Source organism: Curtobacterium sp. ME26 (genome assembly GCF_903970945.1).
Classification (GTDB): Bacteria; Actinomycetota; Actinomycetes; order Actinomycetales; family Microbacteriaceae; genus Curtobacterium; species Curtobacterium citri.
The window spans coordinates 61,841-75,944 of record NZ_CAJCKG010000014.1 but is presented as its reverse complement, the minus strand read 5'-3'; the positions used below and the strand labels follow the sequence as shown (position 1 = coordinate 75,944).

Genomic DNA, 14,104 nt, shown 5'->3' with positions numbered 1-14,104 from the left:
CGGGAGGCGCGGTGCGGGTCGGACCCGCCCCGCGCCTCCCGTCCGTGGTGCGGACTACGCCGTGACCAGCTCCGGCGCACCGGTCGCGGCACCGGCGCGCACCGCGCGGTTCACCGCGGACACGATCGCCTTGAGCGACGCCGTCGCGATGTCCGCGTCGATGCCGACGCCCCACAGGCGCGTGCCGTCCACGTCGAGCTCGACGTACGAGGCGGCCTTCGCGTCGCCCGAGGCGCTCATCGTGTGCTCCGAGTAGTCGTACAGCGTGACGTCGACGCCCTGGTCGCGCATGACCGACAGGAACGCGTCGATCGGCCCCGTCCCGACGGCGTCGGCGTCCACCGAACCGTCGTCGACCCGCAGCGCGACCGCGAGCTTCGTCGTGCCGTCGAAGTCGCTCGACGTGGCCGTCTTCGTGATCTCGTAGCGGCCCCACTTGTCGGACTCGTCGTCCGCGGGCAGGTACTCGTCGCGGAACAGGTCCCAGATCCGCTCGGACGAGAACTCCCCGCCCTCGGTGTCCGTGCGCTGCTGGACCACCCCGGAGAACTCGATCTGGAGCTTCCGCGGCAGGTCGATGGCGTGGTCGGTCTTGAGCAGGTAGGCGACGCCGCCCTTGCCGGACTGCGAGTTGACCCGGATGACCGCCTCGTACGAGCGGCCGATGTCCTTCGGGTCGACCGGCAGGTACGGCACGGCCCACGCGATCTCGTCGATCGAGGTGCCCGCGGCCTCGGCCTTCGCCCGCATCGCGTCGAAGCCCTTGTTGATGGCGTCCTGGTGCGACCCGCTGAACGCCGTGTAGACGAGGTCGCCCGCCCACGGCTGGCGCTCGGGCACCGGCAGCTGGTTGCAGTACTCGACCGTGCGCTTGACCTGGTCGATGTCCGAGAAGTCGATCTGCGGGTCGATGCCCTGCGTGAACAGGTTCATGCCGAGGGCGACCAGGTCGACGTTGCCGGTGCGCTCACCGTTGCCGAACAGGCAGCCCTCGATGCGGTCGGCACCCGCCATGTACCCCAGCTCGGCGGCTGCGACCGCGGTGCCGCGGTCGTTGTGCGGGTGCAGGGACAGGATGACGTCCTCACGGTGGTCGAGGTTCCGCGACATCCACTCGATCGAGTCGGCGTAGACGTTCGGCGTCGCCATCTCGACCGTGGCGGGCAGGTTGATGATCACCTGGCGCTCGGGGGTGGGCTCGAAGACCTCGAGCACCGCGTTGCAGATGCGCGCCGCGACCTCGAGCTCGGTGCCCGTGTACGACTCGGGCGAGTACTCGTAGAACACCGTCGTGTCGTGCTGCAGCCGGGCCTCGGCCGCCTTGCACATGCGCGCTCCGGCGACCGCGATGTCGACGACGCCCTGCTCGTCCGTCCGGAAGACGACCTCGCGCTGGACGATGGACGTCGAGTTGTACAGGTGCACTATGGCCTGCTTCGCCCCGTCGATCGCCTCGTACGTGCGGTCGATGAGGTGCTCGCGCGCCTGGGTCAGCACCTGGATGGTGACGTCGTCCGGGATCGCGCCCTCGTCGATGAGCGAGCGGACGAAGTCGAAGTCGGTCTGCGAGGCGCTCGGGAACCCGACCTCGATCTCCTTGTAGCCCATCCGCACGAGCAGGTCGAACATGGCGCGCTTGCGCTCGGAGTCCATCGGGTCGATGAGTGCCTGGTTGCCGTCGCGCAGGTCGACCGCGCACCACCGCGGTGCACGGTCGATGCGCTTCGTCGGCCAGGTGCGGTCCGGCAGGTCCACGCGGATCTGCTCGTGGAAGGGGACGTACTTGTGGATCGGCATCCCGGAGGGGCGCTGCGTGTTCTGCATGGTCGTCGCTTTCGTCGTCTCGCCGGCATCGGCGCTGGTGGGGGCCACGACGGACTCCGCGACGAGGTGGGCCGTGTGTCAGGCCTCGTCGCGGCAGCGAAGGAGGAGGAGCGCCGAGTACATCAGGGCCACCGTAGCACTGGTACACCAGCGTCGGCGAGCACGTGACGCCGGCGCCCCTCCCGGTCCGAGCCCGCTCAGTCGACCGCGAGCGCCGCCGTCGGGGACACCCGCATCGCGCGCCGCACGGGGGCCACCGTCGCGACGACGGCGAGCACGAGCGCCCCGACCACCACGACGACGACCGTCGACGGCGGCAGCACCGGGGTCACGACCGAGCCGAGCGACCCGAGGAGCGTCTGGCCGCCGACCCAGCCGTAGACCGTCCCGAGCACGAGCCCGGTGACGACGGCCGCGACGACCATCTGCACGGCCTCGGTCACGATCATCCGGCGGACCTGGGCGCCGGTCAGCCCGAGGACCCGGAGCAGCCCGAGCTCACGCCGGCGCTGCAGCACGCCGAGCGCCAGGGCGTTCACCACGCCCACCGCGGCGATCACGGCGGAGAAGCCGACGATCACGCTCACCACGGCGTTCACCTGCACGAAGAAGTCTCGCTGCGCACTGATCAGGTCGGGCGTCACCGCGCCGTCGGTCGTTGCCAGCAGCTCGGTCTCGAGCACGTGCTGCATGATCCCGAAGGCCACCGCGAAGGTGACGAGCAGCGTCACGCCGATGACGAGCCCGATCGTCGCCCGCGAGGTCCGGGCCGGTGCCCGCAGGGCGTTCCGCCCGGCGAGCAGGACGACCGGGTCACGGGACCCGATCCGACCGATGAGCGCCAGGACGGGCGGCATCACGATCGTCGCGCCGACGGCGACACCGGTGAACGAGACGAAGCCGCCGAGTGCCGCGGGCAGCACCGCCAGCACCGACACCGGGCTGATCACCAGCCCGAGCAGCATCAGGAGGACCCCGCCGACGATGAGCAGCACGGCCCACACCCGTCGCCCGGTCCCCGCTCGGAGGTCGTCGTGGCTCGGCCCGACCGTCGCGGACAGCGCCTGGAGCGGCGTCACGGTGAGGACCCGCCGCGACCCGGACGCGAACGCACCCCAGGTCGCCAGGACCACGGCGACGAGCGGCAGGGCGAGCTCCCAGGGCACGAGCGTGTAGCGGGTGTCGGGCAGGAACCCGGATCCCCGGAGCACGGCGACGAAGAGCGCCGTGAGGCCGGTGCCCAGGACGGTCCCGAGGAGGCCGCCGAGGAGGCCGACCAGCAGCCCGGTGCGGGTGATGCGGGACCGGAGACCCGCACCGGTCGCGCCGACGAGCCGCTGGAGCGCGATCACCCGGGTCTGCCCGGCGATGAGCGTGGCGCAGGTGTTCGCCGTGACGATCGCGCCGACGTAGAGGGCGATGCCGAGGAAGAGCCAGCCGATCACGGAGAGGATCGCCCGGACCGTGGCGACGCCGTCGAGTCCGGACGTCGCGAGCGCCTCGGCCACGATGCCCGGCGCGATGACGAGCGCGGAGCCGAAGGTGGTGCCGAGCGCGGCGACGAGGATCGTCGGTGCGAAGGCGCGCAGCCCGTTCACGCCGCCGCCTCCATCCCGAGCATCGTCGCCGAGATGTCGGCGGCGTCCATCGCGGGCCGGTCGTCGACGATGCGGCCGTCGGCGAGGAACAGGATGCGGTCGGCGTTCGCGGCGGCCGTCGGGTCGTGGGTCACCATGACGACGCTCTGGCCCCACTCCCGCACGGCGCCGCGCAGGATCGCGAGCACGTCGCGGCCGGTCCGGGAGTCGAGGGCACCCGTGGGCTCGTCCGCGACGACGACGGCGGGGCGCGAGGCGAGGGCGCGGGCGATCGCGACGCGCTGCTGCTGCCCGCCCGACAGCTGGTGCGGCCGGTGGGTGAGGCGGTCGCCGAGCCCGAGCTGGTCGACGAGCCGGTCGATCCACGCCGACTCGTCGCGCGACGGCCGCTTCCCGCCGAGCAGGAACGGCAGCCGGATGTTCTCGCGCACGTCGAGCGTGGGCACGAGGTTGAACGACTGGAAGACGAAGCCGATCCGCCGACGACGCAGCTCGGTCAGCTCGCGGTCCCCGAGCCCGGTGATCTCCACCCCGTCGATGGCGACGCTGCCGGCACTCACGGCGTCGAGACCGGCGGCGACGTGCATGAGGGTCGACTTGCCGGAGCCGGACGGTCCCATCACGGCGGTGAACTCCCCCGCGCCGATGTCGACGCTGACATCGTCGAGCGCGGTGACGCGACGCGCTGCGTCGCCGTGGTGCTTGGACACGTGGTCGAGCCGGATGATCGGCGCCTGCTTCGTGGTCATGCACCCACGATGACGGCCGGGAGGCACGTCCCGCGTCGGTCGCGCGGCTCCTGTGGATGGTCCGCTCGGCTCGGTTCCCCGTGGAGGGCTCATCCTGTCGGATGACGTCGGCTCAGTCGGCCTTCGTCACCAGACCGTGCTCGTGCGCGAAGACGACCAGGCGCACCCGGTCGCGCAGGTCGAGCTTCGTGAGCACCCGCGAGATGTGGGTCTTCACGGTCGCTTCGCTGACGTACTCGTGCTGGGCGATCTCGCTGTTGCTGAACCCGCGCGCCGCCAGGTCGAAGATCTCGCGCTCCCGGGGCGTCAGCTCCTCGAAGGCCGCCGGCACCGGGACGGCCCGCCCCGCGGTGTCGTCGTACCGGCGGAGGAGCTCCCGCGTGGCCGACGCGGCGAAGACGGCGGTCCCGGCGTGCACCGTGCGGACGGCGGCGAGGAGGAACTCGGGGTCGGCGTCCTTCAGCACGAACCCGCTCGCACCCGCGCGGATCGCCTTCGCCGCGGCCTCGTCGAAGTCGAACGTGGTCAGCACGAGGACCTTGGCGGCGGCGTCACCGCCCTGTTCCACGATGCGCTCGGTCGCCGTGATGCCGTCCATCACCGGCATCCGGACGTCCATGAGCACGACGTCCACCCCGACGCGCCGGACGAGGTCGACGCCCTCGGCACCGTTGCCGGCTTCACCGACGAAGCGCAGGTCCGGCTGGGAGTCGATGAGCATCCTGATGCCGGTGCGGAACAGGGCCTGGTCGTCGACGAGCGCGACCCGGATCGGGGCGGAGGTGGTCGGCGTGGTGGTCATCGGGCGGTGCGCTCCTGCTCGGTGTGGGTGGTGCGGCCGCGGGGCATCTGCCCGCTCGCCGGCACGGCGGGCATGCGGACCGCCACGCTGAAGTCGTCGCCACGCGGTCCCGCGGTCATGGTGCCGCCGGTCATCGCCACGCGTTCGCGCATGCCGATGAGCCCGTGCCCCGTGCCGGGCCCCGGCGAGCCGTCGTCCGCGCAGCGGTTCACGACGGCGATCTCGACCGTGTCCGGCCGGTACACGAGCGAGGCGTGCACCGGGGTGCCGGGCTCGCCGTGCTTCCACGCGTTCGTCAGGCTCTCCTGCACGATCCGGTAGACCGCGAGCTGCGTCGTGGTCGGCAGCCCGCTCGGATCACCCTCGCGCTCGACGCGCACGTCCAGCCCGACGTCGCGCATGTCGTCGACGAGCGTCTCGATGTCGTCGACCTCGGGTGTGGGGGTCGTGCCCTGCTCGTGCCGGAGCGCACCGAGCAGCTCCCGGACGTCGCCCAGTGCTGCGCGCGCGGTGGAGGAGATCGTGCCGAGCGCCTGGTCCGCGATCGCGGGGTCGGCCTTCAGGGCGTACCGCGCGCCGTCCGCCTGCGCGATGACGACCGCGAGCGAGTGGGCGACGATGTCGTGCATGTCCCGGGCGATCCGGACCCGCTCCTGCTCCACGGCCACCGCGCGGTCGGCCCGCGCCGCGTCGCGTTCGGCGACGAGCTGGGCCTCGCGGCTCAGGCTCGCGGAGCGGCGGGTCCGGACGACCAGACCGGCGAGCCAGGGCAGCAGCAGGACCAGGAGCACGATCGCGAAGAACGACGCCGTCAGTTGGGCGGACTCCTGCAGCGGCGTGCTGGCGGTGGCGATGCCGACGCGTTGCCGGTAGTCCGACACCCCCATGTAGAGCGCGGCGACGACCGATCCGCCGATCGCGGAGACCAGGCCGGCCGCGCGGACCCGACCGGACCCGTAGGCGCTGGTCGTGTACATGATCGGCGCGATGAAGGCGTCCGCCACGGTCGGCACCTGACCGGTGGCCATCTGGAAGACGGCCACGACCCAGGCGATGCCGAGTGCGAGGCCCGGCGACAGCCGTCGGAACGCCAGGGCAGTCGCGAAGCCGAGGACGGCGAGCCACCAGAGGGGCCCGTCGAGTCCGCGCGCGGCGACCACGACCACCAGCAGGCCCAGCGCCGCCGCCGTGACGACGTCGGTGACGACCTGCGATCGCAGCATGGGGCGGAACACCACTCCACGGTACGACCCCGGGACCCGTCGCGCGTCCGTCCCGGGGATGACGCGCGTCAGAAGCCGAGCCGCCCGAGCTGCTTCGGGTCGCGCTGCCACTCCTTGGCGACCTTGACCCGGATGTTCAGGTACACGTGACGGCCGCCGAGCAGCGACTCGATCTCGGCACGGGCCCGCGATCCGACGTCCCGGAGCCGCTCGCCACCCCGCCCGATGACGATCGCCTTCTGGCTGTCCCGCTCGACGAACAGGTTGGCGAAGATGCGCAGCGGCCCGTCGGGGTCGTCCTCCTCGTCGGGCTCCACGACGTCCTCGACCACCACGGCGAGGGAGTGCGGCAGTTCGTCGCGGACGCCCTCGAGCGCTGCCTCGCGGATGAGCTCGGCGATGCGGTCCTCGTCGGTCTCCTCGGTGACGGTGGAAGCGTCGTACAGCTGCGGCGACTCGGGCAGCAGCTTCGTGATCTCGGCGAGCAGCACCTCGAGCTGCAGGCCCTTCGTCCCCGACGTCGGGATGATCGTGTCCCACTCCCGCAGCTGCGACACCGCGAGGAGCTGCTCGCCGACCCGGTCCTTGGGGGTGCGGTCGATCTTCGTGACGATCGCGACCTTCCTGGCGCGCGGGTACTGGTCGAGCGAGTCGTTGATGAACCGGTCGCCGGGACCGATCGGCTCGTCGGCCGGCACGCAGAAGCCGATGACGTCGACGTCGCCGAGGGTCGACTGCACGAGGTCGTTCAGCCGCTCGCCGAGCAGGGTCCGCGGACGGTGCACGCCCGGGGTGTCCACGATGATGACCTGCCCCTCGGGCCGGTGCACGACACCGCGGATCGCCCGACGCGTCGTCTGCGGCTTCGACGAGGTGATCGCGACCTTCTCGCCGACCAGGGCGTTGGTCAGCGTCGACTTCCCGACGTTCGGGCGTCCGACGAACGAGACGAAGCCCGCGCGGTAGGGGTGCTCCGGGGCGGTCGGCTCGGTGTCGTGCTCGGTCATGCGCTGGCGCTCCCGGTCGTGGTGGGTGTCGTCTCGCCGAGGGCGTCCTCGGCGTCCTGCAGGGCGGCGGTCCGCTCGGCGAGGACGGTGATCAGGTGGCGGCGCTTGCCCTCGACCCGGTCCGCGGTCAGGACGACCCCGGAGACCGTGACCTGCTCGCCGTGGACCGGCAGCCGGCCGAGCTCCTTCGTGAGCAGCCCGCCGGCGGTGTCGACGTCGTCGTCCTCGAGCTCGATGCCGAACAGGTCGCCCAGCTCGTCGATCGGCAGCCGCGCCGAGATCCGCCACACGCCCGGGGACACCTCGGTCCGGTCGACGACGGTGCGGTCGTACTCGTCGGAGATGTCGCCGACGAGCTCCTCGATGAGGTCCTCCATCGTCACGAGCCCGGCGACCCCGCCGTACTCGTCGACCACGAGCACCAGGTGGTTCTTCGCGACCTGCATGTGCCGCAGGGTGTCGTCGGCGGGCTTGGACTCGGGCACGAACTCGGCCGGACGCAGCAGCGTCGTCACGGGCTCCTGCTCGCTGCCGGGCCGCTCGTAGAGCGCGCGGGAGACGTCACGCAGGTACAGCACCCCGAGCACGTCGTCGCTGTCCTTCCCGGTCACCGGCATGCGGGACACCCCGGCGACCAGGAAGCGCTCCATGCCGGCCGCGAGCGTGGCGTCGCCGTCGACGGCGAGCATGTCGGTGCGGGGCACCATGACCTCGCGCACGAGGGTGTCGCTGAACTCGAACACCGAGTGGATGAGCTCGCGGTCGTCCTGCTCGAGGACGTTGCTCTCGGTCGCCTCGTCGACGAGCGAGAGCAGCTGTTCCTCGCTCGAGACGGTCGACGCGCTGCGGCCACGACCCGGGGTCACGCGGTCACCGATGGCGACGAGCAGTCCGGCCAGGGGTCCGAGCACGATGCGCACCGCACGGACGAGTCCGCCGGTGGCGCCGATCAGCCGTTCGGCGTGCGCACGTCCAACGCTCCGCGGGCTCGAGCCGACGAGCACGAACGACACCGCCGTCATGATCGCCGCGGAGACGATCAACGCGACCCACCACGTGTCGAACACGGTGACGAGGGCGATGGTGACGAGCACGGCCGCCGCCGTCTCGGCGAGCACCCGGACGAAGTTGAGGGCGTTCACGTGCGCACCGACGTCGTCGGCCACGGCCTCGATCGCCCGACGGCGTCCGCTGGTGCGGGCGATCTCGTCGAGGTCGGCGCGGGAGAGCACGGTCAGCGCGGCGTCCGACGCCGCGAGCAGCCCGCCGACGACGACGAGCACGAACGCCGCCAGGAGCAGGACGACGACGAGCACCATCAGCTCACCGCCCGCGACGCTGAGCGGCGAAGGCGGAGAGGATCTCGCCCTGCAGCCCGAACATCTCGGCCTTCTCCTCCGGCTCGGCGTGGTCGAACCCGAGCAGGTGCAGGATGCCGTGGCACGTGAGCAGCAGCATCTCGTCGGTGCTCGTGTGGCCGGCGGTCCTGGCCTGCTCGGCGGCGACCTGGGGGCACACGACGATGTCGCCGAGGAGCCCGGCGGGGGTCGGCTCGTCCTCGGTGCCCGGACGGAGCTCGTCCATCGGGAAGCTCAGGACGTCGGTCGGGCCCGGCTCGTCCATCCACCGCACGTGGAGCTGCTCCATCGCGCCCTCGTCGACCAGGACGATCGCGAGCTCCGCGTCCGCGTGGACGTGCAGCGCGTCGAGCGCGAAGGCGGCGAGGCGCTGGATGGCCTGCTCGTCGACCTCGACACCGGACTCGTTGTTGAGCTCGATGCTCACCGGGTGCCTCCTCGGGCGTCGTCCTGCGGGTACGGGGACTGCTGGCGGTCCTGCGGCGGCCGACCGCGGCGCTCGGCGCGGTTCGCACCGGCCGGGTCACCGACCGGTGCCGTGCCGCGACCGCCGGGGCGGTGCCCGGCCTGCTCCGCGAGGCGCTCCTCGTCGTAGACGGTGTAGGCGTCGACGATCCGGCCGACCAGGGTGTGCCGCACGACGTCCTCGCTGCCGAGCCGAGCGAAGTGGATGTCCTCGACGTCGCCGAGGATGCGCGTGACGAGCCGCAGACCGGACAGGTTGCCCGGCAGGTCCACCTGGGTGATGTCACCGGTGACGACCATCTTCGAGCCGAAGCCCAGGCGCGTCAGGAACATCTTCATCTGCTCGGGCGTGGTGTTCTGCGCCTCGTCGAGGATGACGAACGAGTCGTTCAGCGTCCGCCCACGCATGTACGCCAGCGGCGCGACCTCGACCGTGCCGGCCGCGAGCAGCTTCGGCACGAGCTCGGGGTCCATCATCTCGTTGAGCGCGTCGTAGAGCGGCCGCAGGTACGGGTCGATCTTGTCGGTGAGCGTGCCGGGCAGGAAGCCGAGCCGCTCGCCCGCCTCGACCGCCGGCCGCGTGAGGATGATGCGGGTGACCTCGCGCCGCTGCAGGGCCTGCACGGCCTTCGCCATCGCCAGGTAGGTCTTGCCGGTACCTGCCGGGCCGATGCCGAACGTGATCGTGTGGTGGTCGATGGCGTCGACGTAGGCGCGCTGCCCGTCGGTCTTCGGCCGCACCGACTTGCCGCGGCTCGCCACGATCGGGGTGCCGAACGTGTCCGAGGGCTTGCGGTCCTCGTCGAGGATCCGCGCCGAGGTCGGGATGTCGGCCGGACCGATGTCCTGCCCGCGCTTCACCATGCCGACGAGCTCGTCGACGAGCGCGTGGGCACGGGCGACGTCGCGCTCGGGCCCGGTGAGCGAGACCTCGTTGCCGCGGACGAGCACCCGGACGCCCGGGTACTGCCGCTCGACCGTCCTGAGCAGACGGTCCTGCGGGCCGAGGAGCTGGACCATCGCGATGCCGTCGACCCGGATGTCGACGACGACGTCGGACGGGTCGGACACGGGTCGGGTCGTGGGTCGGTCCGGTGCGGGTGCGTCGGACGCGGGGTGGACGGAGTCGTCAACCGGCAAGGAGATTCCCTTCGTGCAGATCACCTGCGAGGACGTGCGCGTGCACGTGGAACACGGTCTGACCGGCGGCTTCGCCGGTGTTGAAGACGAGTCGGAACTGGCCGTCCGCCCGCTCGTCGGCGATGCGACGGGCGGTGGCGACCACGTGGGCGAGCAGGTCCGGGTCGCCGGCGGCGAGCTCGGTCACGTCGCGGTACTGCTCGGTCTTGGGGATCACGAGCACGTGCACCGGGGCCTTCGGCGCGATGTCCTCGATCGCGATCACCCGGTCGTCCTCCGCGACGATCGTCGCGGGGATCGCACGGGCGATGATCTTCGAGAAGACGCTCGGCTCGCTGCTGCTCATGACTCCATCGTAGAACCCACGACCGACGTGGACCCTTCCCGGTCCGGCTACCAGCGGCCCAGCCGCGTCTGCAGGACGGCCAGCGCCGCCGGTCCGGCGGTCGAGGTGCGCAGCACGGTGTCACCGAGACGGACCCGCACGGCGCCCGCGGCCTCGAGCCGGTCGAACTCCGAGCCGTCGATCCCGCCCTCCGGGCCGACCACCAGGACGATCTCCTCGACGTCGGCCGGCGGTTCCCACGCAGAGAGCCGCACCGCACCCACCGGGTCCAGCACGACCAGCGCACGCCGCGCCTCCCGGCCGACCGCCGCGAGCTGCGCCGTCGTCACCGGCGCCGACACGGTGGGCACGCGCGACCGGACCGCCTGCTTGGCAGCCTCCTGCGCGATGGCCGCCCAGCGGGCGCGCCCCTTCTCGACCTTCGCGCCGTCCCACCGCGACACGCTGCGGGCGGCGGACCACGGGACGATCCGGTCGACGCCGATCTCGGTCCCCGCCTGCACCGCCATCTCGTCGCGGCCGCCCTTCGCGAGTGCCTGGACGAGCACGAGCGCCGGACGCGGCTGCGGCTCGACCGTCACGTCGTCGACGGTGAGCGTCAGCTCGTCGCGACCCGTCGCCGTGACCGCGCCGGAGACGACCGTGCCCTGCCCGTCGGCGATCCGCAGGACCTCGCCGACCCGGACGCGCGCGACCGAGACCGCGTGCCGCCCCTCGGCACCGTCGAGCCGGACCGGGTCGCCGACCCCGACGCCGTCGAGCGCGCCGGGACCGACCAGGTGGAGCGAGGCCATCAGAAGTTGAAGAACCGGTCGCGGAGCTTGCCGAACATGCCCTGCTGGAACCGGGCGAGCTGCGGCTTCGCGGCCTTGTGCGACTTCGCGAGCTGTTCGACGAGCTGGCGCTCCTTGTGCGAGAGCTTCGTCGGCGTCACGACCTGCACGCCGACCCGCAGGTCTCCGCGCCCGGCACCGCGCAGCTTCGTCACGCCGCGGTCCTTGATCACGAGGACGTCGGCGCTCTGCACGCCGGGCCGGACCTCGAGCTCGACCGGGCCGTCGAGGCCGTCGATCGTGGTGTTGGTGCCGAGGATCGCGTCGGTCATCTGGACCTCGAGCGTCGCGAGCAGGTCGTCGCCCTCGCGGCTGTAGACGTCGTGGTGCCGCACCTTCACCTCGAGGTACAGGTCACCCGACGGGCCGCCGGCGGGACCGACCTCGCCCTGGCCGGGCATCTGCAGGCGCAGACCGGTCTCGACGCCCGCGGGGACGTCGACCGGGACGGTCCGGCGCGCACGGACGCGGCCCTGCCCCTGGCACGTCGGGCACGGGCTGGGGATGACGGTGCCGTAGCCGCGGCAGGTGCCGCAGGGCGCGCTCGTCACGACGTTGCCGAGCAGCGAGCGGACCTGGCGCTGGATGTGGCCGGAGCCGCCGCAGATGTCGCACGTGCGCGGGCTCGTGCCGGGCGCACAGCACGAGCCGTGGCAGGTCTCGCACAGCACGGCCGTGTCGACCTCGACGTCCTTGTGGGTGCCGAAGACGACCTCGTCGAGGTCGACCTCGATCCGGAGCAGGGCGTCCTGTCCGCGCTCGGCGCGGCTCCGCGGACCGTTCCCCCGGCCGCCGCCACCGCCGCCGCCGAAGAAGGCGTCGAAGATGTCGCTGAAGCCGCCGGCCGCGCCGCCGCCGAAGGGGCTGTCTGCCTGCGGGCCGGCGTCGTAGCGCCGCCGCTGCTCGGGGTCGCTCAGCACGTCGTACGCGTGCGTCACGTCCTTGAAGCGCTCGGCGGCGTCCGGGCTCGGGTTGACGTCCGGGTGCAGCTCGCGCGCCAGCCGTCGGTAGGCCTTCTTGATGTCGGCATCGGAGGCGTCCGGCTGGACGCCGAGGACGTCGTAGTGGTCTGCCACGGTTCCCTCAGTCGGTTTCGGTTCGGTCGGTGGGTCGCGGCTCGCGCCGCGGTTCGGTCTGGAGGCGCGGAGCGGGTCCGCAGGGCACCGTGCGTCGGGCTCGGTGACCGGTCAATGTTCGCCCAGCAGCTTGGACAGGTACCGTGCGACCGCGCGGACCGCGGCCATGTTCGTGCCGTAGTCCATGCGGGTCGGGCCGAGGACGCCCAGACGGGCGACCGCTCCCCCGCCGGCGAGGTACCCGCCGGCGACGATGCTGGTGGCGTCGAGGCCGTACTCGGCGTTCTCGGCGCCGATGCTGGCGGCCACCGCGACGTCGTCGACCTGCATCTCGCCGAACAACCGGAGCAGGGTCACCTGTTCCTCGATCGCCTCGAGCACGGGGAACAGGCCGCCGGTGAAGTCCCGCTCGCTCTTGGCGAGGTTCGCGGCGCCCGCCATCACCAGGCGGTCCTGCCGGTTCGCGGCGACCTGCTCGATGAGCGTCGCGACGACCACCCCACCGAGGGTCTGCGCGTCGGCACGGAGCTGCCGCGGGACCTCGCGGAGGGCCCGGGGGACGTCCTGCAGGAGCAGGCCGACCGAGGCGCCGTTCACGACGGTGCGGAGCTCGGTGAGGGCGGTCTCGTCGAGCGCGACGTCGGTCTCCACGACCCGCTGCTCGACCCGGGCGGTGTCCGTGATGAGGACGACCATGAGCCGGGTGTCGCCCAGGCGCACGAGCTCGACGTGCTGCACGCGGGCCCGCACCATCGACGGGTACTGCACGAGGGCGACCTGGTTCGTGAGCTGGCTGAGGAGCCGGACCGTGCGGCCGAGGACCTCGTCGAGGTCGTTGGGGGTGCCGAGGAACGTCTCGATCGCGTGCCGCTGCGCGCTCGAGAGCGGGCGGGCGGCGGCCAGGTGGTCGACGAAGACCCGGTAGCCCTTGTCGGTCGGGACCCGCCCGGACGAGGTGTGCGGGGCGACGATGAGCTGCTCGTCCTCGAGCTGGGCCATGTCGTTGCGGATCGTGGCGGCGCTGACGCCGAAGGCGTGGCGGTCGACGATCGTCTTCGAACCGACCGGTTCGCGCGACGCGACGTAGTCCCGCACGATGGCCTTGAGGACCTCGAGGGAGCGTTCGCTGACCATCCGGACCCCTTCCGTTCGATGCTGGCACTCGGACGTGTCGACTGCTGATCCTACGCCCGACCGCCGACGCACCGGGACCGGGGCGGTCCCTCCCGGTACGCTCGCCGCATGAGCTACGGACAGCAGCCCGGTGGGCCCTACGGACAGCAGCAGCCGGGCGGACCCGGCAACCCGCAGGGGCCGCAGTACCCGGCGGGGTACACGCAGCCCCAGCCGATGTCGCCCGAGGACCAGCGCCTCTGGGCGACCCTGACGCACGTCGGCGGCATCTTCTCCAGCCTCGTCGTGCCGGTCATCGCCTACCTGGTGCTGCGCGACCGCGGCCAGTTCATCCGCGAGCACACCCGCCAGGCGCTGAACTTCCACATCACGATGGCGATCGCCGGAGTCGTCTGCAGCGTGCTGACGATCGTGCTCATCGGCTTCGTGCTGCTGCCGGTCCTCGGCGTGCTCGTGATCATCTTCGCCGTCATCGCGGCGATCGCGGCCAACCGCGGGGACTTCTACCACTACCCCCTCACGATCGAGTTCATCAAGCAGTAGCAGCGG

14 protein-coding genes are annotated in these 14,104 nt (G+C 72.0%); 1 reads left to right on the top strand and 13 read right to left on the bottom strand.

The genetic code is table 11. The features are described 5' to 3' along the window. Nucleotides 1-54 precede the first annotated feature (54 nt). The 13 genes from leuA to hrcA all read right to left on the bottom strand — a co-directional run bounded on the left by leuA (nt 55) and on the right by hrcA (nt 13,555). The gene (gene leuA, locus H7A69_RS07890; protein ID WP_182046554.1) at nt 55-1,824 is read right to left on the bottom strand and encodes a 2-isopropylmalate synthase; all 1,770 of its coding nucleotides are present in this window, start codon (nt 1,822-1,824) and stop codon (nt 55-57) included. A gap of 197 nt (nt 1,825-2,021) precedes the next feature. Beyond that, nucleotides 2,022-3,422, bottom strand: a complete 1,401-nt coding sequence (locus H7A69_RS07885) for an ABC transporter permease (protein WP_182046550.1) — start codon at nt 3,420-3,422, stop codon at nt 2,022-2,024. Further along, a complete protein-coding gene (locus H7A69_RS07880; RefSeq protein ID WP_182046549.1) occupies nt 3,419-4,171 on the bottom strand; it encodes an ABC transporter ATP-binding protein in 753 nt (250 codons plus the stop codon). Before H7A69_RS07880 ends, H7A69_RS07885 begins: the two co-directional genes overlap by 4 nt. A 112-nt stretch (nt 4,172-4,283) precedes the next feature. After that, nucleotides 4,284-4,973, bottom strand: coding sequence for a response regulator (locus H7A69_RS07875; protein WP_182046548.1), 690 nt, complete (start codon nt 4,971-4,973; stop codon nt 4,284-4,286). After that, the gene (locus tag H7A69_RS07870) at nt 4,970-6,208 is read right to left on the bottom strand and encodes a sensor histidine kinase (RefSeq protein ID WP_259346137.1); all 1,239 of its coding nucleotides are present in this window, start codon (nt 6,206-6,208) and stop codon (nt 4,970-4,972) included. Before H7A69_RS07870 ends, H7A69_RS07875 begins: the two co-directional genes overlap by 4 nt. Before the next feature lie 56 nt (nt 6,209-6,264). Next, nucleotides 6,265-7,203 (bottom strand): GTPase Era, encoded by a 939-nt coding sequence (gene era, locus H7A69_RS07865; protein WP_182046547.1) that lies wholly within the window; start codon nt 7,201-7,203, stop codon nt 6,265-6,267. Continuing rightward, entirely contained in the window at nt 7,200-8,522 is a 1,323-nt protein-coding gene (locus H7A69_RS07860) for a hemolysin family protein (RefSeq protein ID WP_069711119.1), read from the bottom strand. The genes era and H7A69_RS07860 overlap by 4 nt, the downstream gene beginning before the upstream one ends. Before the next feature lie 4 nt (nt 8,523-8,526). Next, complete coding sequence (gene ybeY, locus H7A69_RS07855) at nt 8,527-8,988, bottom strand: rRNA maturation RNase YbeY (RefSeq protein ID WP_069711120.1); 462 nt, start codon at nt 8,986-8,988, stop codon at nt 8,527-8,529. Continuing rightward, complete coding sequence (locus H7A69_RS07850) at nt 8,985-10,046, bottom strand: PhoH family protein (protein WP_259346139.1); 1,062 nt, start codon at nt 10,044-10,046, stop codon at nt 8,985-8,987. Before H7A69_RS07850 ends, ybeY begins: the two co-directional genes overlap by 4 nt. Before the next feature lie 109 nt (nt 10,047-10,155). Then, nucleotides 10,156-10,512 (bottom strand): histidine triad nucleotide-binding protein, encoded by a 357-nt coding sequence (locus tag H7A69_RS07845; protein WP_069711121.1) that lies wholly within the window; start codon nt 10,510-10,512, stop codon nt 10,156-10,158. A 47-nt stretch (nt 10,513-10,559) separates the two neighbouring features. Further along, nucleotides 10,560-11,306, bottom strand: coding sequence for a 16S rRNA (uracil(1498)-N(3))-methyltransferase (locus H7A69_RS07840; RefSeq protein ID WP_182046545.1), 747 nt, complete (start codon nt 11,304-11,306; stop codon nt 10,560-10,562). Continuing rightward, nucleotides 11,306-12,421 (bottom strand): molecular chaperone DnaJ, encoded by a 1,116-nt coding sequence (dnaJ, locus tag H7A69_RS07835; RefSeq protein WP_069711123.1) that lies wholly within the window; start codon nt 12,419-12,421, stop codon nt 11,306-11,308. The genes H7A69_RS07840 and dnaJ overlap by 1 nt, the downstream gene beginning before the upstream one ends. A gap of 111 nt (nt 12,422-12,532) precedes the next feature. Continuing rightward, nucleotides 12,533-13,555 (bottom strand): heat-inducible transcriptional repressor HrcA, encoded by a 1,023-nt coding sequence (hrcA, locus tag H7A69_RS07830; protein ID WP_182046544.1) that lies wholly within the window; start codon nt 13,553-13,555, stop codon nt 12,533-12,535. 108 nt (nt 13,556-13,663) lie between these two features. Here hrcA and H7A69_RS07825 point away from each other — a divergent pair, with 108 nt between their 5' ends. Next, on the top strand, nt 13,664-14,098 hold the full coding sequence (locus H7A69_RS07825) for a DUF4870 domain-containing protein (protein ID WP_259346136.1): 435 nt from the start codon (nt 13,664-13,666) through the stop codon (nt 14,096-14,098). Nucleotides 14,099-14,104 lie beyond the last annotated feature (6 nt).